This is a genomic window from Bacillus pumilus (genome assembly GCF_009937765.1).
GTDB classification, from domain to species: domain Bacteria; phylum Bacillota; class Bacilli; order Bacillales; family Bacillaceae; genus Bacillus; species Bacillus pumilus_O.
In genome coordinates, this window is record NZ_CP047089.1 from 2,121,418 (window position 1) to 2,147,489 (window position 26,072).

Sequence of the window (26,072 nt, forward strand, 5' to 3'; positions counted from 1 at the left end):
GGCGGACTTCCAAGCTTTTTACATATAAAGTATTTGCTTTAAGCGGCGCACACCTTCTTGGATCATGTCTTCATCCGTACAGGCGAAGCCTAGTAGTAATCCTTTTCGATTGCTCTCAAAACAATAAGGACTTAATGGATAAATGCCAATACCTGCTGCTTTTGCTGCCTCAATACTGCCTTTTTCGTCAAAGTCTGGTGCACCTTCTAAAAAGACATGAAGACCTGTATCTGTTCCATAAATATGAAAGTGCTTGTCAAATTGATGTGTTAAAAGGGCATCCATCATGGTAGCCTGTCTTTTTTTATATAGCTGTCTCATTCGCCTGACATATCGCGTGAATTCTCCTTCTCTGAAAAAAGAGGCGAGTGTGATCTGTTCCATAATGGGCAGCTGTCTTTGAATGAGTGATTGCAAGGAAGCGATTTCTTTTATGACGGCTTTGGAGCCGATAATGGCGGCAAGGCGGATGCCTGGTGCCAGCACTTTGGAGAAGCTTAAGATATAAATCACATGGCCTGTTGCTTCTGAAAATAAGGAAGGAAGCGGTCCGCCATGATAACGATAATCTCCATCAAAATCATCCTCTAGTATATAAGACTGATGACTGACAGCAAATTTTAGCAGCTGCTGCCTTCTGCTCACGCTCATACATACACCGGTTGGACGCTGATGGGAGGGCGTCACCGCAATCAGCTTTGTTCTTCGTGGTAATGTATCCACCATAATCCCTTCTTCATCGACGGGCGCGGGATAAATGTTCATTTCACGATGCATAAATGAAAGTCTTGCTCCAGGAAAGCCTGGATCTTCAACAGCTACTGTATCGCCTTTTTTAAGCAATACCTGTGAAATCAAATCAATGGCTTGCTGCGTACCTCCTGTTAACACGATTTGATCCTCTTCTACATCGATGCCGCGTTCTACAGATAAGTATTGGCGTATTTCTGAACGTACTTCCCATAAACCATGCGGGGAGGAATAGCCCCAATCTTTCATCTCTAATTGCTGTAAAGCTTTCATGAGCGAGCGTTTCCATATGTTTTGGAAATGTTCGTCGATGGCTGGTTCCTGATGACGAAAATCAATATCAAGCTTCTCATGAAATTGATTGGCCGACAGCCAGTGGTCCATTTGTTTCTCCGCCTCTTGAAAGTGTGGTCTTACCGGAAGAGGAAAAGGAGGCTCACCTTGATGGGGAGCGGAGGCCGCATAGTGGTCACTCGAAATGACCCTCGTACCGCCTCTTCTAGATGTGCTGACATATCCTCTTGCAAGCAGTTCATCATAAGCAAGCTGTATTGTGGATCTTGATACATTGAGCTCCTGTGCTAATACGCGTGTCGGTGTTAACTGATCATGAGGATTCAGTTTTTTGGAATGAATTTGTTGAATGATCCCAGTCACGATTTGCTGCCAAAGCGGGGTCGTACTTGAGCGATCTAAATAAATATACATCAGACACCTTCTCTCATTGTCACATATAACATGATAATGACACGGAAATATGGAGTGGTCAATAGCATCATTTTTGGATGTAGGAAGTAAGCCAAAAGGTGTGTACACTGTTCTCATATGCTTATGACTAGAGGAGAGAGTGAAATGATTCCTGCATCTAAAGAAGAAACCGAACACCTATCCATCATTCCATTTATATTCGTTTTATTTGGTCTTTTTATGATTACAACCGCAGTGAATCTGCAGGTGCCCCTTTATACGTTGTATGCCGAACAAGCAGGGTACGGAAAAGCGGCGACAGCCCTTGTATTTGCTGCATATGTCTTCGGACTGATTCCAGTCTTGCTTTTTCTTGGCGGAATATCTGACCGGGCTGGACGCAAACCGGTTTTATTGGTCGCACTTGGTTTTTCGTTGTGTGCTACCTTATTGATGATCGTACATCCTACCATTCAGATGCTCTTTTTGGCGCGGCTGCTGCAAGGGGTGGGGCTTGGCCTGAGTGTTGGCACATGCACCGCTTATTTGATTGCTTTATATCCAGAAAAATCAAGCTGGATTCCAACTTTTATTGCGCTATGCAGTTCGGTTGGCTTTGGGGGCGGTGCTCTTTTTACAGCACTTCTTTCTTTTGAGCATGTGTCGCTTGCGCCGCTTAGCTATTGGATTGTGCTGGGCTTTTTAATCCTAACGATCGTGGGTGTCTTCTTTTTCGTTCCGCCTGTACAAGGAGATACAGGTAAACCGATGATGAATATGCCAACATTTCCAAAAGGAACCATGCCAGCGAATGCAGCGATTGCTGTCGCGTGGTCGGTGTGCGGTCTTGTGATTTCAGTTTTGCCAGCACAGCTTAAATTGAATGGATATGAATTATGGGTAGGGCCGGCACTATTTTTGATTAATATGGCAGGTGTCCTGATGCAGCCTTTTGTTCGCAAAATGAATAGTACAGCCGCCCTCCTTACCGGGTTTATCTGCCTTCCATGCGGATATGGCCTCTTGCTATTTGGAGCAAATAGCGGGTCCATCTTTCTTGTGCTTGCCGGAACGATGATTGCGGGTACTGCCTGCTATGGATTCACTTATTTAGGTGGTCTGCAGCTTATTGTCGAGCGGGGTAAAAAGGAGGCAGCTAGAGCTGTCGCAGGTTTTTATTTGTTTGCCTACTTAGGTCTGGGACTTCCAAGTGTTTTCGTCGGGCTTTTCGCTGATCTGTACGGAACCCAGATGGTGTTAACCGTCTTTTTCTTGGTCGTTTTGGCAGCTTGTCTCATCCTTTTGACGTCAAGTGTCAGACAGAAACAAAAGTGAAGAAGTCTTGCTTTCTCTTTTTTCTTCCATTCGTTTAAAATAAAGGCAGGAGAGGGGAAGATGACATGAAAAAAGTGCAGCTGGATGGCTCATTATGCAGATCGCAAGAAGAGCTTCATGACCAACTAAAAGCAGTTTTACACCTTCCTGACTATTACGGGAAAAATCTTGATGCTCTATGGGACTGTTTGACAGGAGAAGTAAATCTGCCAGTAGAGCTGACATGGGTGAATTTTGACACGAGTAAGGACGCTCTTGGAGAGTATGCTGAAAGCGTAAAGCAATTATTTAAAGAAGCAGAAGAGGAATTAAAGGGACAATTCCAAGTGAGTATTCAATAACGTTGAAAAAGCAGCCGCTGCCGCAGGCTGTTTTTTTTATGAATTTCTGTCTTTCCCATTCTGGTATTGAATATTTCACTAAATGTGATAATATATGAACTGTCGTTTAATTGATAATGATAATCATTTATAGCGGAAAGAGTTTGATAGAAAGTGAGAAACTAGGATGAAGTTGTATCAATTAAGTTTATTATTTGTATGTTTGGCATGTGTATCACTGTTTGTCGGTGTACAGGATGTGTCCATTTTACAGCTGTTTCATTTAACAGGTGAACAAGTGCATACGTTAGTTTCAAGTCGCATCCCGCGTCTCATGAGTATTGTGCTTGCTGGCATGAGCCTTAGTTTATGCGGCTTTATCATGCAAAGCATGACGAGGAATAAATTTGTTTCCCCCACCACTGCAGGGACGATGGATTGGGCGAAGCTTGGTATTTTAGTCGCAATGCTTGTTTTTACGAATGCGAGCCCGCTCATGAAAATGGGAATCGCGTTTCTATTTACTTTAGCTGGGAACCTTCTATTCTTAAAAATTTTGCGTCATATTAAGGTGAACGATACGATCTATGTACCGTTAGTCGGCTTAATGTTTGGCGGGATTGTCAGTTCAATATCTACGTTTATAGCCTATAAATATGATCTGATCCAAAACGTATCCGCATGGCTTCAAGGGGATTTTTCTCTTATTGTTCAGGGACGTTATGAACTGCTCTATCTGAGTGTTCCACTATTGATCATTGCGTATTTATATGCTGACCGCTTTACAGTAGCAGGTATGGGCGAGAGCTTTGCTGTTAACTTAGGTTTAACGTATAAACGTGTGATGGCGGTTGGTTTGGTGATTGTTTCGATGATTACATCTGTCACCATATTAACTGTCGGAATGCTGCCATTCCTAGGCTTAATCATTCCGAATATTGTATCGATCTACCGCGGCGATCACTTGAAAAAGAGCCTTCCGCATACAGCCTTACTAGGAGCCATTTTTGTTCTGATTTGTGATGTGCTCGGAAGGGTGATCATTTATCCATATGAAATTTCAGTTGGGCTTATGGTCGGCATCATCGGGAGTGCGATCTTCCTGTACATGTTATTAAGGAGGAAACGCTATGCATAAGAAACGGACATTATACCTGATTGCAGCCATTGCAGCAGTGCTGATCGTGATTTTCATTACCTATCAAATGGGGTACTGGCCGTACACAGTACCAAGTCGATTAAAGAAAGTGCTGGCGATGACATTGACAGGAGGCGCGATTGCCTTTTCATCTGTTGTCTTCCAAACCTTGACCAACAATCGAATCTTAACGCCGAGCATACTAGGTTTAGATGCACTTTACTTGTTTTTGCAAACAGCGATTATTTATCTATTTGGTTCGACCAATTTCATGATCGTCAATAAAAACCTGAATTTTTTCCTTTGTGTTGGGCTGATGATTCTATTTTCTGTCCTGCTATATACAGTCATGTTCAAACGCAAAAATAAGCACATTTTCTTGCTTCTGCTTGTCGGAATTGTGTTTGGGACATTGTTCAAAAGCCTTTCTTCTTTTATGGAAATGCTAATTGATCCAAATGAATATCAGGTCGTACAAGATAAATCCTTTGCGAGCTTTAATCACATGAACACAGATATCTTACTCATTGCTTCTATTTTATTTGCAGCGCTGTGCCTTTACATTTGGACATTCCGCTCCAAATTAGATGTCATGTCACTTGGGAAAGAGCATGCGGTGAATCTAGGGATTGACTATGACAGCATCACAAAAAAGATGCTGATCGTGATTGCTGTCCTTGTGTCTATCGCAACAGCACTTGTCGGACCGATTACGTTCCTCGGCTTACTCGTCGTAAATGTTGCACGAGAGCTTTTTCGGACATACCGGCATACATACTTGCTACTTGGCTCTTTTTTCATCAGTGTGATTGCCCTTGTAGGCGGAGAGTTTCTTGTAGAAAAGGTATTTACTTTTCAAACGCCGCTTAGTGTATTAATTGATTTAGTCGGCGGACTGTATTTTATTTATTTACTGTTAAAGGAGAGTCGTTCATGGTCTTGATGAAGGGCGTCAGTAAGGCGTATAACGGAAAAACAGTGCTTCACGACACAACAATCAGTGTGAAAAAAGGACAGCTGACCTCTCTCATTGGTCCGAATGGTGCGGGAAAAAGCACACTTTTATCCATCATGAGCCGCCTGATTCAGCCAGACTCAGGTGCAGCATATTTAGAAGATAAGCCATATAGCGCGTACCCACCACAGGAACTAGCGAAAAAGATGAGCATTTTAAAGCAGGCCAATCATATGAGTGTGCGTCTGACCGTTCGGGAGCTTGTCAGCTTTGGCCGTTTTCCTTACTCACAGGGCCATTTGACAAAAGAGGATGAGAAAATGATCGATGTGTCCCTTCAGTACATGAAGCTAACCAATATCCAGCATCAATATGTTGATGAACTGAGCGGCGGACAAAGACAAAGAGCCTTTATTGCAATGGTGCTGGCGCAGGATACAGATTATATTTTCTTAGATGAGCCTTTAAACAATTTGGATATGAACCATTCTGTCGAGATGATGAAGCTCTTTCAGCAGCTCGTCAAAGAGCTTGGGAAAACCATTGTTGTAGTGCTCCATGATATTAACTTTGCCTCTGTGTATTCCGATCATATCGTCGCTTTAAAAGATGGAAAGGTCATCACAGAAGGCGGAGTGGATGAAGTGATTCAAACAGAAGCACTTGAACAAATTTATGACATGCGTATACCGATTGAAATCATTCACGGTGAGCGCATTTGCTTATATTTTTCTTAAAAAAATGAAGAGGTGATGACATATGAAAAAATGGATTTGGATGATGACTGTGTTAACCGCAATCGTCGTACTCGCTGCCTGCGGGAACCAAGGAAAAACAGAAGGAACAAAAGAGGAAACCGTCACGGTAAAAGACATGCTCAATAAAGATGGTGTGAAGATTAAGAAAAACCCGAAAAAAGTAGTCGTGTTTGATATGGGAAGTCTTGATACGCTAGACAAACTAGGTGTGAACGTGACAGCTCTACCGAAACAAGTCGTACCTAAATATTTATCGAAATATGAAGGGGACAAATATAAAAATGTCGGTGGATTAAAAGAGCCGAACTTTGAAAAAATTGCAGAAATCGATCCTGATTTAATCATTATTCAGCATCGTCAAGCAGATGCATTCGATGAATTTTCCGAAATTGCCCCGACGATTTATATGGATGTAGACAATGCCAACTACATGGAATCATTTAAAAAGAATGCTACGACACTAGGCAAAATTTTTGATAAAGAAGACAAAGTCAAAGAAGAGCTTGCAGCCATTGATCAAAAAGTGGATGCTTTAAAGAAACAAGCAAAAGAGATAAAGAAAAATGGGCTGGTGATCATGGCGAACGACAGCAAAATGACAGCCTTTGGTCCTAAGTCTAGATACGGTCTTATCCACGATGTGTTTGGGATCACACCGGCAGATCAAAAGCTTGAGCCATCTGATAAACACGGTCAAAGCATTTCGTATGAATACATGGTCAAAACGAACCCAGATTATCTATTTGTCGTTGATCGAGGCGCAGCGATCGGAGAAGAAACTTCTGCGAAACAGCTTGTTGAAAATGATTATGTGAAATCAGTCAAAGCGGTCAAAAACAACCATGTGGTGTATTTGAACTCTGACATGTGGTATTTATCTGGCGGCGGCCTTGAATCATTGACTGCCATGATTGATGAAGTAAAACAAGGGATTGACCAAAAATAATAGACCAAAAGCTGCTCATCTTGAGCGGCTTTTTTTATTGTGGATTCATAAAAATATGTTGCATGCAGGAAACTTTCATCAAAATATGTTATAGTGGAATCTACATTGATAGACTAAGATAGAGTGAGGGTTCGGAGAGGATGAAGGAAAAAACGAGATCAAAAACAAGATCCAAAAGAAGGCTGAGACCTTGGGTGAAAGCTGTGCTGTTTATCATGGCTTTTGTCATGGTGATGGCAGTATCCGTCACAGGATATGCTTACTATAAAATTTCAAAAGCGTCGGATAAGGCGCAAGTGTCATTAGAAAGAGGAGAGACCTCGCAAAAGCGTGTGAAAGCTTTTGATCCAGGAAAGGACAGCTTCTCGGTGCTCTTGCTCGGAATTGACAGTCGTCCAGGTGAAACGGTAGACGAAGCAAGAAGTGATGCGGTCTTACTGGCGGCGGTGAACCGAACAGAGAAAACGATAAAGCTCCTTAGTATTCCTCGTGATTCTTATGTTGATATACCGGGAAGAGGATATGATAAAATCGCCCACGCCCATGCATTTGGGAGTGCAGATTTGTCAGTCAAAACGGTCGAAAATTTGTTGAATATCCCTGTAGACTATGTGATTTCAGGGAACTTTAAGGCGTTTCAAGACATTGTAGATGAGCTAAACGGAATTGACGTAACGATAAAAGATGAAGGTATCGCAAAACAAATGGAAAAGGATTCAAAAGGGAAGGTTCATGTGCAAACAGGAACTCATACGTTAAATGGTGAAGAAGCATTAGCCTTTGTAAGAACAAGAAAGGCAGACAGTGACCTTATGCGCGGGAAGCGCCAAATGGAAGCACTTCAAGCCATCTTTGAAAAATCTAAATCCATTTCTTCGATCCCATCCTATGACAACATCATTGATACACTTGGTGATAATGTTTCAACCAATTTGTCCATGAAGCAGTTTATCGGTCTTTTCCCGTTATTGAGCTCATTGAAATCAGTGGATACCATTCAGCTAAAGGGCCATGATTATCAGCCTGGGAATGTGTATTACTTTGAGTTAGATGGCGCTGGATTAGAAGAAGTGAGAACAGAGCTGAGAGAACAGCTTGAATTATCATAAAAAAGCATTAGCCTGCCGCTGTGGCAGGCTTTTTGTTTTGAATGGAGAAGCGCGACAATGAAGCCAATTCAATTCGCTTGATGAAGAAAATAACGAGTCAGCAGTTCCTCTACCCGGTGACGTATACGTGGATTAAAGTATTTATGTTTTTCTTCATAGCCATCCATGATAAATAGATACGTTGTAAATCCTTCATCGTGTTCAATTTGCTGCACCTTCATTTTTTCTTTACGTAAATGCTGCTTTAGTTCATAAAGTGCCTTTTGTGCTTCCTTTAAGACAGAGGTCACTAGCTGAATGTATGGTTCATTTAGTTTAAATGTTTGATGTTGTTTTAAGTGAGTCAAATCACGATTGAGGATGGAGACGACCATTGGAAGAAAGATGGCCTGTTCCATCATTTGAAGCTGTATTCTTGATAGTCTCGTCATGTCCAAGCCTGCTTTCTTTCTTGATAGAACACACGTTCTTATCTATTATATCGAATGGATCTAATAATCTCAAGGGGGGGGGATTCATTTGTATATTTTTATGTTTTCCATGTAAAATGAAAAGTAGACAAATGTTGAAGGAGTCAAACAAGTTGACATCATTTCTTTCCCTATTTACTCATGAAAATATCACATCATTTTTTGAGAGCTACAAGGCCTTTGGACCGATTGTGGCCATATTGCTCCCTTTAATAGAAGCATTTCTTCCGTTTTTACCACTTGTTGCGTTTGCTGTAGCGAATGCAAATGCATTCGGCCTTTGGGAAGGCTTTTTATTGACCTGGATTGGCGCAAGTGCAGGGTCTATTCTTGTCTTTTTACTGATCAGAAAATTTGGACAGATGAGAATGCTCAACTTTATCAGCAGGCATCCTTCTATAAAAAAATTGATGCTTTGGGTGGAGAAACGGGGATTCGGTCCATTATTTATTTTACTTTGCTTTCCTTTCACACCCTCTGCTGCCGTCAATGTTGTAGCAGGTTTATCAAGAATTAGCTTTTGGCAATTCTCATTAGCTACTTTATCTGGTAAGTGTGTCATGCTCTTTATCATTAGTTTTATTGGTTATGATCTTTCTGCTTTAGTTAAGAATCCGTTAAGAAGTGTTTTTGCGGTTCTAGTTATTGCGATATTATGGTATGTTGGAAAGAGAGTAGAAAATAGGTTAAACATTCGAATGAGTAAACGTGAGGACAAAGGAGGCTCTTAATGAAAAAGAAGCCATTGCTATGGTTGATGATTATTACAGGCATCGTCTTATTGTTCCAAGTAAAGAATTTCATGTTTGTCACGTACAAAGTAGAAGGGGTCAGTATGGACCCAACTTTTACAGATGGGACAGAATTATTAATCAATAAGTTCTCGCCAAAACTCACGAAAATTAGCCGGTTTGATTATGTGTTATTTCACGGACCTAAAAATCAAATCTTGATCAAGCGGGTCATTGGACTCCCAGGAGAAACGATCAAGTATGAAGATGATCAGTTATTTGTCGATGGTGAAAAAAAGAAAGAACCTTATTTAAAAGAGCAGAAACAACATAAAATGGGGAACGTCCTAACAGGGGATTTTCAGCTGAAAGCCATCACAGGAGACGATAAAATCAAAAACAATCATTACTTTGTGGTCGGAGATAACCGAATACATAGTTTCGACAGCCGGCATTTTGGCACCATCTCAAAGGATCAAGTTGTCGGTGTCAAAAGAAATACCAGCGAATAAAAAAAGGCGCTCTGCCCATGCAAAGCGTCTCTTTTTTATTTTGCGGCTTTATAATCAGGATGCCTTTTTGCCCATACATGATGTAAGAACCGGAAAAACGGTGGCAGCATGGCAATGACGAGAATAATTCTGACGACTTGTACAGCTACAACAAAGGTAGAATCCTCGTGCAGTGTGACCGCTGTTGTTGCCATCTCTGCAATACCGCCAGGCGAAAAAGCAAGGATGGCTGTAATGACAGAAATACCAGTGATCTCAGCAATCGCAATTGAGCTGAGGACAGTGGCAGCAATTAGCCCAGCTGAACTGACGACAGCCACAATGAGAGTGTTTTTTAGTCCGACAAACATCTCTTTATTCATTTTTGAACCGATGGTTGCACCTAGAAATACTTGAGACGCAATGTTCGCTTGTGCTGGCCAATAAGGAATCAAATCATAACCCATGAGTGCCCCCGCACTAACTTGAAGAGCTGCGACGCCTAGCATGCTGCCAATCAGCCAAGGAGCAGGGAAATGAAGACGAACTGCTAGGCGTGACATAAGCCAGGCACCTAAAATAAGCGCAGCGGTCCAAGAGATGTTTGAAAGGGTGAAAACGCCCGAAGAAAAAGCGCTCCCTTGTGTAACGACAGCCGCATCTGCTTGGTTTTTTGTATTTAAATAAAACACTGTAAATGGGATAGTGAGTACAACCATTAATACACGTATCGTTTGCACGAGACTCACAACAGCTGTATTGGCTCCCACCTCTTGGGCAATCCCCGGCATAGCGGATAAACCGCCGGGGGCAGTTCCGACAAAGCTTGTCAGCATATCTGTTTTGCTCAGCTTCCATAAGACAAAGCCTGAGAGCATCGCCAGTAGAATAGAAAAGACGAGCATGAAACTCACAGGGAGCCAATTTTCAGCGAAGATGTGAAGGACCTTCATATTCATTTTCTGTCCGAGTTCGATTCCGAGAATGAATTGCCCAAGGAGCAGCCATCTGCTGTGAATACGTAAGGTGCTGGTTCCTTTACGCTGAAACAGGGTGGGGCGGCGCATCGCAATAAAAGCTGCTGTCATTAATGTACCTACCATCCAGCCAATAGACATACCTGTTAAAGACAAAAGAAATCCACCTAAACCGCTTATCGCAATGAGAATGAGATCGGTTCGAAGGCTGTTTCCTTGTTTCATCACATGTAAACCTTCTTCCTATATGTTTGTTCAGTAAGTGAAATGTTGTTAACTTCACTATAATACAAAAGTCTCTATAAATAAAATACGAATTTTTTCACCATTTTCATAAGATTATCTTATCACTAAATGATTGGTACATTTTTATAAAGAAAGATACCATTTTTACCAAAAACAAAATCAATATACAACGATTTTCCCCTATTTTTGTTATCAGTTGACTATCATTTTCAATTACACTACAATGCTTAGTGTGAGGTGATAACATGAAAATTCCTTCTTTTAAATATAATGAAAAGGGATTGAATCGTTTTTTTGGTCCTTTAGAGGGAAGAATTATGGAGATCCTTTATGAAGGTGAGGATATGCCGATTAAAGAGGTGCAGCAAAAGCTGTCAGATGAAAAGCCGATTAATTTCAACACGGTCATGACTGTGCTGAACCGCTTAACCGAAAAAGGAATTGTGGAGAAAAAAATAAAAGGGCGCTCATCTATTTATAATCCTGTTTTAACAAAAGAAGAATTTCTCAATGAGCAAACAAAATGGATTACACAAGGACTGATGGACGATTTCGGTCCACTGGCAGTGAACCATATGGTGGATGCGATTGAAAGTGCTGATCCTGAATTACTCAAAGTGCTAGAAGCACGGCTAGCATCTAAAAAAGAGGAGCAGCAAAATGAATAAAATGAAGTCGAGTATGCTGTTTTCAGGCGGTATATTGATTGGTTTAGCCATTTTTTATCAGATGGGGTATTACGTGCTTTCAAGCTTTTTTGGCTGGAATCAAGCATATAACCTGATCCATGTATGCCAGTCTGTGCTCGAATTCTATGGATTCACTCCTTTAAAATACTTTTTGGATGCCTTGGTCCTTTACACATTGGGTTTTGCGATTTTCTATATGGCAAAGCAAATTAGAAAGTATATTCAATTCAAACGGCATTTGATGTTGGCAGTCGATCAGCCGTCAACCGAATCTCTGTCAGAGACATATCAAAATGATATCATTGTGTTTCATTGCCTTGAACCACTTGCTTTTGCAATGGGGATGCTTCACCCAAAGGTTTATTTATCAACAGCTCTCATGGACATGCTGGATGAAGAAGAGATTGATGCTGTTGTTCATCACGAATTGCATCACAAATACAGCTATGATCCTTTAAAGGCTTTCATGTTTTCAATGCTTACAAAAGTCATTTGGTACATTCCAGTGTTAAAGCATATGAGACAAAGCTACTCTGTTTTTCGTGAAGTGATTGCAGATGACTATGCCATTCAGCAGACAGGCACTGAGCTTGGAGTAGGGCAGGCCCTTTTGAAGCTGATTAAAAAGAGAACCCAGTTTCAAAAACAAACAAAGTTTGCGGTGTCCTTTGGGGATCGGGCATTGAATTTAAGAATACAGAAGATCTTAAACCCAACATACAATATTCCTTTCAATGTACCCATCATTCCCATTGTCACATCAACCATTCTCATGGTGGCCTTAATGATTATGCTTAACCTAAATTACTAATTTTTTTTACTTATTAACATTACATTATGTAGTGTAAAAACAGGAGGAAATCACTATATGAAAACGAATCAAGAAATAGGAACACTTTTCGTACGTGTTATTTTAGGTATTATCTTCTTTCTACACGGACTTCAGGCATATCAAGGAGGTCTGGGAGGAACAGCGGCATTCTTTGGACAAATCGGTATACCGGAATTTATGGCCTATATTGTGAAGACGATTGAACTGGTCGGTGGTATCGCCTTGATTTTAGGTCTAGGAACACGTATTTTCGCAGCATTATTTGTACCAATTATGGCTGTGGCGATTATTACGGTTGGTTTTTCTAAAGGATTTGTTGGCGGTTATGAATTTGAACTATCGCTGCTCGTCATGGCGCTTTATTTAACACTTAGCGGCAGTAAGATGCTGTCCATTGATGGGATGCTGAAACATCAGCAGCAAAGCAATGAAGCAAAATTTCATTAAACGATCATGAAAAAACTCCTTCTGCTATTTGTGGCAGAGGAGTTTTTTTATTTATCAAATTGTCGTTTTCGCGTTTGAAAAAGGGAAAGAGGTGAGAGGTTTGCTGAAAATAGTCCTTTATTTTATAGATTGAATGAACAAAAAGACGATTTCATTTTTTGACGGAACATACGATCTCCTATTAAAATAGGACTATCTAAGACACATGGTGCGTTAAAAGATATAAAAACCATACAGCATGCTGCTGTTCATCTTGAGCAATACGTTTCATCAGCTCTTTTGTTCCTTGATCCCGGACATAATCTGATACCGTTAAGTAAAAATCGACCGTTTTTTGTTCATCTTTAAATGCGAAAAGAAGCCCTTCTCTAAATTGGTCTGGACAAGGTTCTGTTACGCTTGGTTTGTGGTTTTTACCTGTTAAAGAATAATATAGCTTTGAAAATAGTTGATAGTGTCTGACTTCATCCTGGCGTATTTCTTGAATGATCTTCTTTGCTTCAGGATTTTTTGCCTTTTGGGCAAGTTTTTCGTAGCATTGAATCGCAGAATACTCACCATTGATCGCTTTCTCAAGATCTGAAATGATCCTTGTATTTTGCCGTATGTCATAAGGCGAGTAGTCATAGTAACCATAATACATGATATTGCCAGCCTCCTTTTAGTTCATGATGGTTTATGATATGAAAAGAGTGAGGAAAGGTGCCTATGTCTTTTTTAGAAAGGAGAATAGGAACGTGATAGGAAAATAGCTATTTCCCTTTATTTTCGCTAGAATATGAGTACATAAGAAAGGTGTTGTGGAACGTGGAGATTCAGTTTTTAGCAGGCAGATCGGGGAGTGGAAAAACGACTGCAATCTTAGAGGAAATCAAAGAACAGCTTCGGCTTGATCCGTTGGGTCCGCCAATCATTTTTTTAGTCCCGGATCAAATGACATTTTTAATGGAATATGAGCTTGCGAAAACGTCTGAAGCTGGTGGAATGATCAGAGCTAAAGTATTTAGTTTCACTCGACTTGCTTGGTCTATTTTACAGCAGACTGGTGGAGCGAACCGGCAATTTGTGACAAGCACAGGAATTCAAATGCTTTTAAGAAAAGTGATTGAAGAGCAGAAAGACAAGTTTAAAGTATTCAAAAAAGCGAGTGATAAGCCGGGGTTTGTAGAGCAAATCGAAAAAACGATGGCTGAATTCAAAAGATACTGTATGCTGCCTGAGGAAATTGAGAAAATTTCAGTGGAGAGCATGCTTTCAGAGTATACAGAAGAAAGACGGGCAGCCGAAAAATTGCATGACCTCCATGTTCTTTATCAGCAGATGGAGGAGCATTTACAAGATGAATATGTGCACTCAGAAGACTATTTGAATCTACTTGCCCAGCAAATTCCTTCAGCAGAAGAAATAAAAGGAGCACATATTTATATCGATGGTTTTTATCAATTTACACCGCAGCAGCTTCTTGTCATCGAACAGCTCTTGCTGCATGCAGCAAAAGTAACTGCGGCTTTTACAGTAGATCAATCTTATCATGATAGGCAGCCAAATGAACTTGATTTATTTCGTATGACAGGTAAAACGTATTTCCAACTCTATCAGCTTGCTAAAGAGTGCGGAGCTGACATTTCTGAAACCATTTTTGAAAGAAATCATCGGCACCTTTATACACCAGATCTTGCTTATTTAGAACACCAATATGAGCAGCGGCCAGTACAACCATACCAGGAAAATACCCCTCATCTCACAGTGTCTAAAAGTGCAAGTAAACGAGCTGAAATTGAAGGAGTAGCGAGAGACATCCTTGATTTAGTGAGAGAAAAAGGACTTAGACTGCGAGATATCTCGGTTGTAGCGCGGCATGTAGACGACTATAAAGATACGTTAAAAGAGGTTTTTCGAGATTACGATATTCCATTTTTTATTGATGGAAATGAATCGATGCAGTATCATCCGCTCATCGAATTGATTCGTTCGAGCTTGGATGTCATAAAAGGAAATTGGCGGTATGAAGCGGTATTTCGCTGCGTAAAAACAGAGTTCTTATTTCCGCTTGAAATCACTAAGAACAAAGCACGAGAGCAGGCGGATCAGCTCGAAAACTATTGTATTGCTTACGGTGTAAAAGGAGAGCGCTGGACAAACGGTTCCCGGTTTCATTACAGGCGCTTCCAATCATTAGATGAGGATTTCAGACAAACGGATCAAGAAATTGAAATGGAACAAATGCTGAATGACGTCAAAGAATGGATCACGCCTCCGCTTTACCAGTTGCAGAAAAGGCTCAAAAATGCGCAAAAGGTAAGAGATATGGTAGAGGCTGTCTATGTCTTTTTAGAAGAGATACAAGTACCAGATAAGCTTGAAAAAGCGAGGCTAGAAGCTGAAGAAGCAGGTCGATTAGCTGAAGCAATGCAGCACGGGCAAGTATGGGATGCGGTCATTCAATTAATGGATGAATTTGTTGACATGCTAGGTGACGAAGAGCTCTCATTTCCTTTATTTCAACAGATGATAGATACAGGGTTAGCTTCTCTAAAATTCGCTTTAATTCCGCCATCACTCGACCAAGTATTTATCGGAAGTATGGATTTATCCAGAATGTATCAAGTGAAGTGTATGTTTATCATTGGTGTAAATGATGGCGTTATTCCCGCGCGTCCCTCTGATGAGAGTGTATTGTCTGAAGATGACCGAGAATGGTTAAAGCGAGCAGGAGCAGAGCTGGCAGAGACAGGAAAGGAACGGCTGCTAGATGAACAATTTTTAATTTACCAAGCGTTATCAAGTCCATCCCATCATTTATATCTATCCTATGCGGCTTCTGATGCAGAAGGACGTTCTCTATTGCCTTCGCCACTTATCAAGTATTGCCAAGAGCTTATGCCAAATCATCAGCAGGCTCTTTATGTGTTAGATCCAGAACTGCTGGAAGACGATGAGCAATTAAAATTTGTAGCGAATGAGCATGTTTCGTTGTCTTATACCATCTCACAGCTCCAGCAATGGCTCAATCAATATCCCATTAGCGGTGTATGGTGGAGTGTCTATAACTACTTAATGACATCTCCTAATCGGGATGTATCAAAAAATATCATGTCAAGTTTGTTCTTTACAAATCGAGCAAAGCCATTAAAGCCTAATGTCACAAAAGAGCTTTACGGTGATCATATTCAGGGCAGTGTTTCAAGAATGGAGAAGTTCAATGCGTGTGCATTTTCTCACTTTGCTTCCCACGGTTTAAAACTAAAGGATCGGCAATTTTACAAATTGGAAGCACCTGATATCGGCCAGTTGTTTCACTCAGCTTTGAAGCATATTTCAGATACGCTAGTTGAACAAAAAAAGGATTGGAAAAACTTAACGAAGGAAGATTGTGTCACCTATTCAAGACATGCAATCGAACAGCTTGCGCCGCGTCTTCAAAAGGAAATTCTATTAAGCTCTAATCGGCATGCTTATATTAAAGAAAAGCTTCAGAAAATCTTAATTCGAGTCTCTTCTATATTAAGTGAACATGCCAAAGTGAGTGGATTTTCTCCAGTAGGGCTTGAGTTAGGTTTTGGAGGCCAAGGACCTTTGCCGCCGTTTACTTTTCAATTAAAGAATGGCTGCACGATGGAGCTAGTCGGAAGAATTGACAGGGTAGATAAAGCAGAAGGTTCAAAAGGGCTGTTTTTAAGAATCGTCGATTACAAATCCAGTGAGAAAGGTCTTGACCTAGCAGAAGTATACTATGGTCTTGCCTTGCAAATGCTCACATACTTAGACCTCACCATTACGTATTCGAAGGAGTGGCTAGGCATAGAAGCAACGCCTGCTGGCATTTTATATTTCCATATTCATGACCCGCTCATTCAAGCCCCGATTCCACTTGCAGAGGATGAAATTGAGCAGGAAATATTCAAGAAATTTAAAATGAAGGGCTTATTACTTGAAGATGTGGAAGCAGTCAAGCTAATGGATCAAACGCTTGAGTCAGGTAGATCACAAGTCATTCAAGCCGGCTTGAAAAAGGATGGGTCTTTCCGTTCTGATTCGGCGGTTTTAAGTGAAGATCATTTCCATATACTCACACAACACGTTCGGCGCACATTTGAAGAAGCAGGCGAAAGAATTACAAATGGAGAGGTCGCAATTAATCCATATAAATTAAAGGACCAAACACCTTGCCGCTTTTGTTCATTCAAGTCTATTTGCCAATTCGATGAATCAATAGAAGATAATGATTTTAGGGTGCTCACCTCTGAAAAGGATGATGTTGTGATAGAACGGATCAAAAAAGAAGGGGATCAGTATGCAAATACCAAAACCGAATAACAGTACGTGGACGGATGACCAGTGGGAAGCCATCGTTTCAGAAGGACAAGATATCTTAGTTGCGGCGGCGGCAGGTTCAGGTAAAACAGCTGTTTTGGTTGAACGCCTGATTCGAAAGATGACCCGGCCTGAACATCCAGTTGATGTCGATCGTCTGCTCGTTGTGACTTTCACAAATGCATCTGCAGCAGAGATGAAGCATCGGATCACAGAAGCACTTGAAAAAGAATTAGCCAAAAATCCTGGGTCTCTTCATATGAGAAGGCAGCTGTCCCTCATGAATCGAGCCAATATTTCAACCTTGCACTCCTTTTGCTTACAGGTTTTACGGACCTTTTACTATGAAATTGATCTTGATCCAGGCTTCCGTTTGGCTGATCAAACAGAAGGAGAACTATTAGGAGATGAAGTGTTAGACGAACTGTTTGAGGATGAATATAAGGCTGGGAAGCCATCATTCTTTGAATTGGTTGATCGTTACACGTCTGACCGTCATGACTTAGATTTGCAATGGCTCGTGAAGAGAATCTATGATTTTTCAAGATCTCATCCTTCTCCGGAGCAATGGATGCGGGCATTCCTTTCACTATATGATGTAGATGCTCAAACAAAAGTAGAAGAATTACCGTTTTATCCCTATATCAAAGAAGATCTTTCGCTCGTTCTCCGGAGCTGCCAGGAGCTGCTTGAACGAGCTCTTTCGCTATCAAAAGAGCCCGGCGGTCCAGCACCGAGAGCAGAGAATTTTATAGATGATTTAGAGCAAGTCAATGAATTAATCCGTCATCAAGATGATTTTGAGAAACTATATGAGCTTTTACCGAACGTCAATTTTAAAAGGCTTAAAACGTGCAAAGGGGACGAATATGACCCTGTTTTATTAGAGAAAGCTACTGATGCACGTAATCAAGCAAAAAAACAATTAGAAAAACTAAAAGATGAGTACTTCATGCGCAGTCCTGCCCAGCATTTAAAAAGCTTAGCTGAAATGAAGCCGATTGTCGAGACACTTGTAGAGCTAGTGATCCAATTTGGTGAGCGCTTCGAAAGAGCGAAGCAGGAAAAGTCTATTGTCGATTTTTCCGATTTAGAGCACTATTGCTTACGCATTTTAGCGGAGCAGGATGCAGAAGGACATTTGATCGAAACAGAAGCTGCTAAGTACTATCAACAGCAGTTTGAAGAAGTGCTCGTTGATGAATACCAGGATACAAACCTTGTACAAGAAACAATTTTAAAACTTGTATCTAAAGGAGAACATTCTTCAGAGGGTAATCTGTTTATGGTTGGTGATGTCAAGCAGTCTATTTATCGTTTTAGACTGGCTGAGCCCATGCTCTTTTTAAACAAATATAAACACTTTCAACCAGACGGCAAAGAAACAGGAAAGAGAATCGATTTAAATAAAAACTTCCGCAGCCGTTCAGATGTTTTAGATAGTACGAACTTTTTGTTCAAGCAGCTGATGGGGGAAACAGTTGGAGAAATTGAATATGATGAACAAGCTGAATTAAAGCTTGGAGCGAGTTATCCAGAAAGCAAAGATACAACGACAGAAATGCTTCTTGTCCACTTAGATCAGCAGGAAGCAGAAACGGGCGAAGAGCGAGAAGAGCTCGAGACCGTCCAATTTGAAGCGAGAATCATTGCTAAAAAAATAAAAGAATTAGTTGAGCAGCCATTTCAAGTGTACGATGCAAAGCAGCAAATGACCCGGAACTTGCAGTATCGAGACATTGTCATTTTACTTCGGTCTATGCCGTGGGCTCCGCAAATGATGGAGGAATTAAAGAAGCAGGGAATCCCCGTATATGCGAATCTTTCCTCTGGTTATTTTGAAGCAACAGAGGTGTCTGTCATCCTTTCTTTGTTAAAAGTGATCGATAATCCATATCAGGATATCCCGCTTGCTGCTGTTTTAAGATCACCTCTTGTTCATTTAGATGAAAATGAGTTGGCACTGATTCGGACGAGTGATAAAAAAGGCACGTATTATGATGCTGTAAAGGCCTTTATGAGTGTGACTCATTCTGATCATCCTACATGCAAAAAGCTAGAGCGATTTTTCCAATTACTGCGCAAATGGCGTGATTTCTCCATCAATCATTCGGTGGCAGAATTAATTTGGGAAGTCTACCGCGATACACAGTATCTTGATTATGTTGGCGGAATGCCTGGAGGTAAGCAGCGGCAAGCGAATCTTCGTGCCCTTTATGACCGGGCCAAGCAGTACGAAAAAGCTGCCTTTAGAGGGCTATTCCGATTCCTTCGTTTTATTGAAAGAATGCAGGAGCGTGGGGACGATCTTGGTGCGGCAAAAACGTTCAGTGAAACAGAGGACGTTGTGCGCATGATGACGATTCATAGTAGTAAAGGATTAGAATTCCCAGTCGTCTTTACCGTAGGACTTGGCAGAAACTTTAATATGATGGACTTAAACCAGTCTTATTTACTTGATAAAGAACTAGGCTTTGGAAGCAAGTATATCCATCCTGAGCTGAGAATTAGTTATGCGACTTTACCACTTGTGGCGATGAAAAAAAAGATGAGAAAAGAGTTGTTATCTGAAGAGCTTAGAGTGCTTTATGTGGCGCTCACAAGGGCTAAAGAAAAATTATTTCTCGTCGGCTCTGTCAAAAATCAGGTGAAAGCATTAAGCAAATGGCAAAATGCCGCAACCGGAGAAGAGTGGCTGCTCCCAGATTTTGAACGGTATCAATCGAAAACATACTTAGATTTCATTGGACCTGCCCTCATCCGTCATCAAGCGATGTCATCTGTTTTAGAAGAAACAGGGGATGTTGTTCTTTCGCATCCGTCTACATTCACTATCTCATTTACGCAAGCTTCTGATCTTTTAAAGGAAGATATGTCACTTGAAAAGAAAGAGCAAGACGAGATTGTACAAGCATTGATGGATGGTCTACCTGTTGAAGGATATGGCGATGCTGATGAGAAGGTGGCAGAGAGGCTCTCGTGGAAATATCCGTATCTAGCGGCCTCACAAGTCGGCACAAAGCAGTCTGTTTCCGAGATAAAAAGAATGAAAGAAATACAGGATGAGTACAGTGTTCCTTCTTCTATTCGAAAAGCTCGTGCAACGTTGTATGACCGGCCGGCTTTCATGAAGAAAAAAACACTCACTGCCGCAGAACAAGGCACCGCCATGCATACAGTGATGCAGCATATCCCGCTTCCTTCTGAGGAGCCCTATGATGAGTCACGTATAGGACACTTGCTCGATTCTTTACAACAGCGAGACCTGCTAACAGATGAGCAGGTTCAGTCAATTAATCAAGAGGGAATCGCTGCTTTCTTCTCTACTTCAATTGGTCAAAAACTGCTAAAAGCGGACTGGGTGAAACGAGAGGTGTCATTTAGTATGGTGTTACCTGTTAAGGAGGTATACAGTCATATTGATACTGAGGGAGAGCCTGTTCTAATTCAAGGAATGATTGACTGTTTATTTGAAACAGATGGAAAGCTATATTTACTAGATTATAAAACTGATAGAGTTCAAGGCAGATATACAGGTGGAATTGACGCTGCTGTACCAATCTTGAAAAAGCGTTATGAAACCCAAATCGCGTTATATGCAAAAGCGGTAGAGCGTTTGACAAACAGAACATTAGAGGAGAAAATTCTTTATTTCTTCGATGGAAATGTAGAGATATCTTTATAAATGTATCGGAATGAGAGGTGAATCACATGAGGATTCTGCATACAGCGGATTGGCATTTAGGGAAAACCCTTGAAGGCCGAAGCCGGCTTGATGAGCAAGCACAGTTTTTAGATGAACTGTATCAAATCGTGAAAGACGAGCACATTGATGTCATTGTGATGGCTGGTGATGCCTTTGATACAGTGAATCCGCCTGCTAGAGCAGAGCAGCTTTTTTATGAAAGCCTATCTGCCTTATCTGATAAAGGAAAACGACAGGTAGTAGTCATTTCAGGAAACCACGATAATCCGGATCGCTTATCAGCTGCATCGCCTTTAACAAATGATCAAGGGATTCATTTAATTGGATATCCGACTAATGACATCATTCGAGTCGATGTTCCTTCTGCGGATGAACGTTTATCCATTGCGGCACTCGCTTATCCGTCTGAGGCGAGGCTGAATGAGGTACTGGCTGAAACATTTGAAGAGAAATTGCTTCGTGATCATTACAATTTAAAGATTCAACAAGCGTTTCAACATTTAAGTACTCAATTTCAACCGGATACGGTGAATATCGCAACAAGCCACATTTATGTGGCTGGAGGAAGTCAAACAGATTCAGAAAGACCGATTGAAGTAGGCGGCGCATATACCGTTGCGGCTGAAAGTCTGCCAGAATCCGCTTGCTATGTTGCACTTGGTCATTTGCACAGGCCGCAAACGATCAAACGTGCCAAAACGATTGCTCGTTATTCTGGATCACCACTTGCTTATAGCTTTTCTGAATCAGGCTATGCCAAATCAGTCACAATTGTAGAGGCAAAACCGAATGAAAAAGCAAGCTGGAAAGAAGTGTTTTTATCGAGCGGAAAGCCACTTATGAAATGGAAGGCGACTGAGGGACTGAGTCAAGTGTACGAGTGGTTGGATGAAAAACGGGATCTTCAGGCATGGATTGATCTAGAGATTCATTTAACAGATCAGCTCTCTATTGAAGAAATCCATCAGCTCCGAAAGCAGCATAGTGGGTTTGTTCATATTCGTCCAAAATTCAAAGAACTACAGCAAATAGAAGAGCAAAAGCAAGTGGAAAAACTCTCGATCGAAGAGAGGTTCGTGAAGTTTTATGAGCGCCAGACAGGTGGCGGTTTGCCTGATGAAAAAACAGTCAAACTGTTTTTAGAGCTAGCCAATGATATGCAAGAGGAGGAAGCGACTTGAAGCCGATTACGCTGACCATTAAAGGACTTCATAGCTTCAGAGAAGAACAAACAATCGACTTTAGCTCTTTATGTGATGCGGGTGTGTTTGGCATATTTGGACCGACTGGAAGTGGAAAGTCGTCCATTTTAGACGCCATGACCCTAGCACTCTATGGAAAAGTGGAGCGTGCGTTAAATAATACACATGGTATTTTGAACCAAGCGGAAGAAAAGCTGTCGGTTTCCTTTACATTTGCTTTGCAAAAGGAACACCACATTTCTTATAAAGTCGAACGTGCTTTCAAACGAGCGGATGAAATGAAAGTCAGAACGACTTTATGCCGCCTAATTGAAATCGGTGATACGCAGACAGTTCTCGCAGATAAAGCGAGTGAGGTGAATCGTAAAGTAGAAGAACTACTCGGATTAACCATTGATGATTTTACCCGTGCGGTTGTTTTACCACAAGGGAAGTTTGCAGAATTTCTCTCCTTAAAAGGGGCAGACAGACGTCAAATGCTTCAGCGTTTGTTCAATTTGGAAAAGTATGGGGATCAACTCGTCAAGCGTTTGCGTGCAAAGGCTCAAAAACATTATGGGCAAAAAAATGAACTGCTGGCTGAACTGAATGGTCTAGGAGAAGCTGGTCCAGAGGCGCTGGCGAAAGCAAAGGAAGCAGCTGAGCAGGCCAAGGCCATTTTTCATGAGAAAAAACAAGCGCGGGACGAAGCGTTCACTGCTTTTACAAAGGCGCAAGCGATCTGGCAGTATCAAAAGGAACAAGAAGCTTACGAGACTGAACAAAACAAGCTGAATTTACTGGCACCTTCAATAGAAGAGAAAAAGAAGAAGCTCCATATCGCAGAGCAGGCAGAGACGCTAAAGCCCTATGCGGATGCATTGACAAAAGCTGAAAAACAGCTTTCACAAGCATCGCAAGAGAAACAGGAAGCAGAAAAGCAGCTGCTGCATCAACGAACGATCTATGATCAAATGGCGCGGGAGTATGAGCAAGCCCGGCAAAAGAAAATAGAGACAGAGCCAGACCTTCTCAAAAAGAAAGAACAGCTGATTCAGCTAAAAGAAATTGAACGTAAAAAAGAGGCAGCTCTTCATGAAAAGACGGGCATAGAGCGCCAAAAAAATGAAAAAGCGCAGCAGCTCCTCCAAAAGAAGGAAGAAGCAGAGAATCTCCAATCTCTATTAGAGCGTGCACTAACGAAACAAACACAACTGAATCATGAGCTGGAGCAGTTACAAGTTTCAGTGAAAGAACGCAAAAGTGTACAGGATGCTTTACGTTTAAGTGAAAATGTGGAAAGAATAAACCTCAGCGTTCAAAAGGAAAAGCAAAAGCTGGACGAGCTGAACAAGCGAGCCTTACAGACTTCAGAAGCATATGAAAAGCTTCAAAAGCAGCAAAACGACCATCATGAAAAAATAGACCAGTCGTTTCAAGCAATTGAACACCTCTATTTTTATGTATGTGAACTCGAACGAGCTCTAACAGAATGGAATCAAAAAGTACAACATCAGAAACTTGAAAAATTAAAACAGCGTGATGCGGTAAGGGCGGCAGAATTAAGAAAAGAATTAGCGGCAGAGCTAGTAGATGGTGAGCCATGTCCTGTTTGTGGGTCGATTCATCACGATCCAAAGGCTTTGGAATCCAATAACCATGACGAAACCGTGGCACAAGTCGATGAAATCATTCAACGGATGGACCAAGAGCTGAAGCAGGCAGAGGCGTATGGAAGAGGTATATATGCCGCAAAGCAGCTCCTCGAAACGCATGCCAATCAATTAGTGAAACAATTTTCTTTCTTATCTCAAAAAGCCCCTGAAGCGGAAGTCGCTGCAGCAGTAGAAACGGTACAAAATTCGCACTCTTTGCAGGGGTTGATGCAAGAATGGAAAGGCGTAAAGCAAGATATTCAAGAGGTTGAACAGAAACGGGCTCGTTTAATGGATGAAACGCATAATCAAGCAACAGAGATGAGCAAGATCAAAGAGCAAATGACTTTTGAACAGCAGCGTATCAAAGAATTAGAGGTGCTGATCAAAGAGCTTCATGCTGAGCTATCAGAGCAAACGACTCAATTTGAACAGACCTTCCCGCACCTTACATTGAATCAAGTACAAGACATGCAAAAGCAAATCGATGAAAAGGACCAACAAGCGGAAGGCTATAAAGAACGTATTGAGAAAAGCATTTCATTTTTGGAAGAAAAACAGCTAGCAAAAGAGCAGCTGCAGACAGCGATATACAATGTCGAGAAAGAACTTGATAAACTAGCGCATCAGCTAGAAAGTCAGCAGCAGCTTATCCAACAATATGAAACAGATTTAGGCCGATATCCATTAAAAGCTGCCTCTATTTCTGATGAACTTATTGAGGTTGAACACACCCTTTCTCTTCTTAATGAAAAAGAGCAACAATCGTACAAGCAATTGCAGCACGCGCAGCAGTTGTTTAGTGAGGCGCAAAGCCATTTTTCAAGCAGTGAGCGTCAGCTTCAAGAGGCGAACAGGAGAAAACAAGAAGCAGAAACATCATGGGAAAAAGAAGCAGAATCCTCTCCTTTTCATATACCGCAGGACATTGAGTCTGTTTCAATGGAACAGGTAGAACGTCAATCAGTTAAACAGGAAATTGAGGAATTTGAGGATAAAAGAAAGGAATGTGCCGCAAACTTAAAGCGAATTTCTGAATTACTGAAAGAAGAGTCACTGGATGAAAACCAGTGGACAGATATTCAGCACAGAAAAGATGCAGCTGAAAAAGCATTGGAAGAAGCGACAGCAATGAATGGGTCGGCACATGAACACCTGCGTGTGATAGAAGAGAATCATCAGCGCTTTGCAAGTATTCACGAACGATTGGAAGCATTGCAGCAAGAAATTGATCGCCTTGATAAACTGCAAACTGTTTTTAAAGGAAATACGTTTGTTGAATTTTTAGCAGAAGAACAGCTGGAAAGTGTCAGTCGTGATGCATCCGCCCGCTTAAGTATGTTGACGAGACAAAGATATGCAATTGAGGTCGACTCAGAAGGCGGCTTCGTGATGCGTGATGATGCAAATGGTGGTGTTAGGCGTCCTGTGTCCAGCTTGTCCGGTGGGGAAACCTTCTTGACATCGCTTGCTCTTGCTCTTGCTCTTTCTGCACAAATTCAGCTGAGAGGTGAATTCCCGTTGCAATTCTTTTTCCTTGATGAAGGATTTGGTACGCTCGATCAAGACTTGCTTGATACGGTCATTACTGCATTAGAGAAGCTTCAGTCTCACAATTTAGCAGTTGGTGTTATCAGCCACGTGGAAGAATTGAAAATGAGACTACCGAAGAAACTGATTGTCCATCCAGCAGATCCAAGCGGGAAAGGGACAACGGTCTCAATGGAATTAATGTAAATGTCGAGGTGATAACAGGATGGCAAAGCAAACGATTGGATTATGTGAGCTGTGCGGAAGGCAAAATGTCCTGCTCACAGAACACCACTTAACACCAAGAGAAGAAGGTGGGGCTTTTTTACCGACTGCCTTCCTGTGTATCCCCTGCCATAAACAAGTGCATGCCCTCTTTACAAACCAGGAGCTTGCCGCGCGCTTAAGCACACTTGATGCACTAAGACAAGATGAAAAGCTTGCTTCGTACATCAAATGGATTCGAAAACAGCCGGCAAGCAAACTGGTTAAAACAAAAAAATCAAGACAACGCAGAAAAAAATAAGCATAAAAAGCGCTCCTCTTAATGAAATGTCTGTAGAGGAGCTGCTTTATGCATTGCCTACCATATTCTGATCATTTAAGTCAGGATCCACATAGTTGGTGGCGCTAATGCCATTATTTAAGATCAAGAAATCTCCGGTATTTCCCGCTCCAGAGCCTAAAGCAGACTTTGACGAGCTTTTAGGCGACAAGTAGAATGAGTCACCGACGTTGACGACGCCTCCAGAAATAGAGTTAATGTAAATGGGTCCGACAATTGCTGGCATAATCGACATCCTTT

At 41.4% G+C, this 26,072-nt stretch carries 22 protein-coding genes; 17 read left to right on the plus strand and 5 right to left on the minus strand.

Going from position 1 to position 26,072, the window contains the following annotated elements; translation table 11 throughout:
* Positions 1-18: 18 nt before the first annotated feature.
* Entirely contained in the window at positions 19-1,458 is a 1,440-nt protein-coding gene (pdxR, locus tag GPS65_RS10400; RefSeq protein WP_012009482.1) for a MocR-like pyridoxine biosynthesis transcription factor PdxR, read from the minus strand.
* A 144-nt stretch (positions 1,459-1,602) separates the two neighbouring features.
* Here pdxR and GPS65_RS10405 point away from each other — a divergent pair, with 144 nt between their 5' ends.
* The 7 genes from GPS65_RS10405 to GPS65_RS10435 all read left to right on the plus strand — a co-directional run bounded on the left by GPS65_RS10405 (position 1,603) and on the right by GPS65_RS10435 (position 7,998).
* A complete protein-coding gene (locus GPS65_RS10405) occupies positions 1,603-2,772 on the plus strand; it encodes an MFS transporter (RefSeq protein ID WP_119124655.1) in 1,170 nt (389 codons plus the stop codon).
* A 65-nt stretch (positions 2,773-2,837) separates the two neighbouring features.
* Positions 2,838-3,113, plus strand: a complete 276-nt coding sequence (locus GPS65_RS10410; protein ID WP_119124656.1) for a barstar family protein — start codon at positions 2,838-2,840, stop codon at positions 3,111-3,113.
* A gap of 166 nt (positions 3,114-3,279) precedes the next feature.
* Positions 3,280-4,230, plus strand: a complete 951-nt coding sequence (locus GPS65_RS10415; protein ID WP_119124657.1) for an ABC transporter permease — start codon at positions 3,280-3,282, stop codon at positions 4,228-4,230.
* On the plus strand, positions 4,223-5,173 hold the full coding sequence (locus tag GPS65_RS10420; RefSeq protein WP_119124658.1) for an iron chelate uptake ABC transporter family permease subunit: 951 nt from the start codon (positions 4,223-4,225) through the stop codon (positions 5,171-5,173). The genes GPS65_RS10415 and GPS65_RS10420 overlap by 8 nt, the downstream gene beginning before the upstream one ends.
* Positions 5,164-5,922: an iron ABC transporter ATP-binding protein gene (locus tag GPS65_RS10425; protein WP_088002161.1), complete on the plus strand. Its 759-nt coding sequence runs from the start codon at positions 5,164-5,166 to the stop codon at positions 5,920-5,922. The genes GPS65_RS10420 and GPS65_RS10425 overlap by 10 nt, the downstream gene beginning before the upstream one ends.
* A gap of 22 nt (positions 5,923-5,944) precedes the next feature.
* On the plus strand, positions 5,945-6,889 hold the full coding sequence (locus tag GPS65_RS10430; RefSeq protein ID WP_012009488.1) for a siderophore ABC transporter substrate-binding protein: 945 nt from the start codon (positions 5,945-5,947) through the stop codon (positions 6,887-6,889).
* 140 nt (positions 6,890-7,029) lie between these two features.
* On the plus strand, positions 7,030-7,998 hold the full coding sequence (locus tag GPS65_RS10435) for an LCP family protein (protein WP_012009489.1): 969 nt from the start codon (positions 7,030-7,032) through the stop codon (positions 7,996-7,998).
* Positions 7,999-8,066: 68 nt separating this feature from the next.
* Here the strand turns inward: GPS65_RS10435 and GPS65_RS10440 are convergent, their stop codons facing one another.
* Positions 8,067-8,429 (minus strand): YhjD family protein, encoded by a 363-nt coding sequence (locus GPS65_RS10440; RefSeq protein WP_041815357.1) that lies wholly within the window; start codon positions 8,427-8,429, stop codon positions 8,067-8,069.
* Positions 8,430-8,581: 152 nt separating this feature from the next.
* Here GPS65_RS10440 and GPS65_RS10445 point away from each other — a divergent pair, with 152 nt between their 5' ends.
* Together GPS65_RS10445 and lepB are read left to right on the plus strand one after the other, a co-directional pair.
* On the plus strand, positions 8,582-9,199 hold the full coding sequence (locus GPS65_RS10445; protein ID WP_012009491.1) for a TVP38/TMEM64 family protein: 618 nt from the start codon (positions 8,582-8,584) through the stop codon (positions 9,197-9,199).
* A complete protein-coding gene (lepB, locus tag GPS65_RS10450; RefSeq protein WP_041815362.1) occupies positions 9,199-9,711 on the plus strand; it encodes a signal peptidase I in 513 nt (170 codons plus the stop codon). Before GPS65_RS10445 ends, lepB begins: the two co-directional genes overlap by 1 nt.
* Before the next feature lie 35 nt (positions 9,712-9,746).
* Here the strand turns inward: lepB and GPS65_RS10455 are convergent, their stop codons facing one another.
* Complete coding sequence (locus GPS65_RS10455; protein ID WP_012009492.1) at positions 9,747-10,892, minus strand: AbrB family transcriptional regulator; 1,146 nt, start codon at positions 10,890-10,892, stop codon at positions 9,747-9,749.
* Between the two features lie 266 nt (positions 10,893-11,158).
* Between GPS65_RS10455 and GPS65_RS10460 the strand changes: the two genes are divergently transcribed.
* From GPS65_RS10460 to GPS65_RS10470, 3 genes are read left to right on the plus strand one after another with little or no spacing between them, the layout of a single operon-like run.
* Positions 11,159-11,581 (plus strand): BlaI/MecI/CopY family transcriptional regulator, encoded by a 423-nt coding sequence (locus GPS65_RS10460; RefSeq protein ID WP_041815366.1) that lies wholly within the window; start codon positions 11,159-11,161, stop codon positions 11,579-11,581.
* A complete protein-coding gene (locus GPS65_RS10465; RefSeq protein ID WP_012009493.1) occupies positions 11,574-12,413 on the plus strand; it encodes a M56 family metallopeptidase in 840 nt (279 codons plus the stop codon). The genes GPS65_RS10460 and GPS65_RS10465 overlap by 8 nt, the downstream gene beginning before the upstream one ends.
* Before the next feature lie 57 nt (positions 12,414-12,470).
* Positions 12,471-12,881: a DoxX family protein gene (locus GPS65_RS10470; protein ID WP_025093362.1), complete on the plus strand. Its 411-nt coding sequence runs from the start codon at positions 12,471-12,473 to the stop codon at positions 12,879-12,881.
* A 196-nt stretch (positions 12,882-13,077) separates the two neighbouring features.
* On the opposite strand, the gene GPS65_RS10475 is transcribed toward GPS65_RS10470, so the two are convergent.
* A complete protein-coding gene (locus GPS65_RS10475; RefSeq protein ID WP_041815371.1) occupies positions 13,078-13,524 on the minus strand; it encodes a ferritin-like domain-containing protein in 447 nt (148 codons plus the stop codon).
* Between the two features lie 164 nt (positions 13,525-13,688).
* Here GPS65_RS10475 and addB point away from each other — a divergent pair, with 164 nt between their 5' ends.
* From addB to GPS65_RS10500, 5 genes are read left to right on the plus strand one after another with little or no spacing between them, the layout of a single operon-like run.
* A complete protein-coding gene (gene addB / locus GPS65_RS10480) occupies positions 13,689-17,198 on the plus strand; it encodes a helicase-exonuclease AddAB subunit AddB (RefSeq protein WP_119124659.1) in 3,510 nt (1,169 codons plus the stop codon).
* Positions 17,176-20,880: a helicase-exonuclease AddAB subunit AddA gene (addA, locus tag GPS65_RS10485; protein ID WP_012009495.1), complete on the plus strand. Its 3,705-nt coding sequence runs from the start codon at positions 17,176-17,178 to the stop codon at positions 20,878-20,880. Before addB ends, addA begins: the two co-directional genes overlap by 23 nt.
* Before the next feature lie 26 nt (positions 20,881-20,906).
* Positions 20,907-22,082 (plus strand): exonuclease subunit SbcD, encoded by a 1,176-nt coding sequence (gene sbcD, locus GPS65_RS10490; protein WP_012009496.1) that lies wholly within the window; start codon positions 20,907-20,909, stop codon positions 22,080-22,082.
* A complete protein-coding gene (locus GPS65_RS10495) occupies positions 22,079-25,474 on the plus strand; it encodes an AAA family ATPase (protein WP_144481828.1) in 3,396 nt (1,131 codons plus the stop codon). Before sbcD ends, GPS65_RS10495 begins: the two co-directional genes overlap by 4 nt.
* 19 nt (positions 25,475-25,493) lie before the next feature.
* Positions 25,494-25,793 carry an HNH nuclease-like protein HlpB gene (locus GPS65_RS10500; protein WP_012009498.1) on the plus strand — a complete coding sequence of 100 codons (300 nt, stop codon included), beginning with the start codon at positions 25,494-25,496 and terminating at the stop codon, positions 25,791-25,793.
* Between the two features lie 46 nt (positions 25,794-25,839).
* On the opposite strand, the gene GPS65_RS10505 is transcribed toward GPS65_RS10500, so the two are convergent.
* Positions 25,840-26,058, minus strand: a complete 219-nt coding sequence (locus GPS65_RS10505) for a spore germination protein (RefSeq protein WP_003211468.1) — start codon at positions 26,056-26,058, stop codon at positions 25,840-25,842.
* Positions 26,059-26,072: the final 14 nt, after the last annotated feature.

What these genes read in the sequence shown, in the direction of transcription:
- GPS65_RS10460 (WP_041815366.1), top strand. Translation starts at nt 11,159, where the DNA reads ATGAAAATTCCTTCTTTTAAATATAATGAAAAGGGATTGAATCGTTTT.
- GPS65_RS10505 (WP_003211468.1), bottom strand. Translation starts at nt 26,058, where the DNA reads ATGCCAGCAATTGTCGGACCCATTTACATTAACTCTATTTCTGGAGGC.
- lepB (WP_041815362.1), top strand. Translation starts at nt 9,199, where the DNA reads ATGAAAAAGAAGCCATTGCTATGGTTGATGATTATTACAGGCATCGTC.
- GPS65_RS10475 (WP_041815371.1), bottom strand. Translation starts at nt 13,524, where the DNA reads ATGTATTATGGTTACTATGACTACTCGCCTTATGACATACGGCAAAAT.
- GPS65_RS10430 (WP_012009488.1), top strand. Translation starts at nt 5,945, where the DNA reads ATGAAAAAATGGATTTGGATGATGACTGTGTTAACCGCAATCGTCGTA.
- GPS65_RS10410 (WP_119124656.1), top strand. Translation starts at nt 2,838, where the DNA reads ATGAAAAAAGTGCAGCTGGATGGCTCATTATGCAGATCGCAAGAAGAG.
- GPS65_RS10455 (WP_012009492.1), bottom strand. Translation starts at nt 10,892, where the DNA reads ATGAAACAAGGAAACAGCCTTCGAACCGATCTCATTCTCATTGCGATA.
- sbcD (WP_012009496.1), top strand. Translation starts at nt 20,907, where the DNA reads ATGAGGATTCTGCATACAGCGGATTGGCATTTAGGGAAAACCCTTGAA.
- GPS65_RS10465 (WP_012009493.1), top strand. Translation starts at nt 11,574, where the DNA reads ATGAATAAAATGAAGTCGAGTATGCTGTTTTCAGGCGGTATATTGATT.
- GPS65_RS10500 (WP_012009498.1), top strand. Translation starts at nt 25,494, where the DNA reads ATGGCAAAGCAAACGATTGGATTATGTGAGCTGTGCGGAAGGCAAAAT.
- GPS65_RS10470 (WP_025093362.1), top strand. Translation starts at nt 12,471, where the DNA reads ATGAAAACGAATCAAGAAATAGGAACACTTTTCGTACGTGTTATTTTA.
- GPS65_RS10405 (WP_119124655.1), top strand. Translation starts at nt 1,603, where the DNA reads ATGATTCCTGCATCTAAAGAAGAAACCGAACACCTATCCATCATTCCA.
- GPS65_RS10415 (WP_119124657.1), top strand. Translation starts at nt 3,280, where the DNA reads ATGAAGTTGTATCAATTAAGTTTATTATTTGTATGTTTGGCATGTGTA.
- GPS65_RS10425 (WP_088002161.1), top strand. Translation starts at nt 5,164, where the DNA reads ATGGTCTTGATGAAGGGCGTCAGTAAGGCGTATAACGGAAAAACAGTG.
- GPS65_RS10440 (WP_041815357.1), bottom strand. Translation starts at nt 8,429, where the DNA reads ATGACGAGACTATCAAGAATACAGCTTCAAATGATGGAACAGGCCATC.
- pdxR (WP_012009482.1), bottom strand. Translation starts at nt 1,458, where the DNA reads ATGTATATTTATTTAGATCGCTCAAGTACGACCCCGCTTTGGCAGCAA.
- GPS65_RS10435 (WP_012009489.1), top strand. Translation starts at nt 7,030, where the DNA reads ATGAAGGAAAAAACGAGATCAAAAACAAGATCCAAAAGAAGGCTGAGA.
- addA (WP_012009495.1), top strand. Translation starts at nt 17,176, where the DNA reads ATGCAAATACCAAAACCGAATAACAGTACGTGGACGGATGACCAGTGG.
- GPS65_RS10420 (WP_119124658.1), top strand. Translation starts at nt 4,223, where the DNA reads ATGCATAAGAAACGGACATTATACCTGATTGCAGCCATTGCAGCAGTG.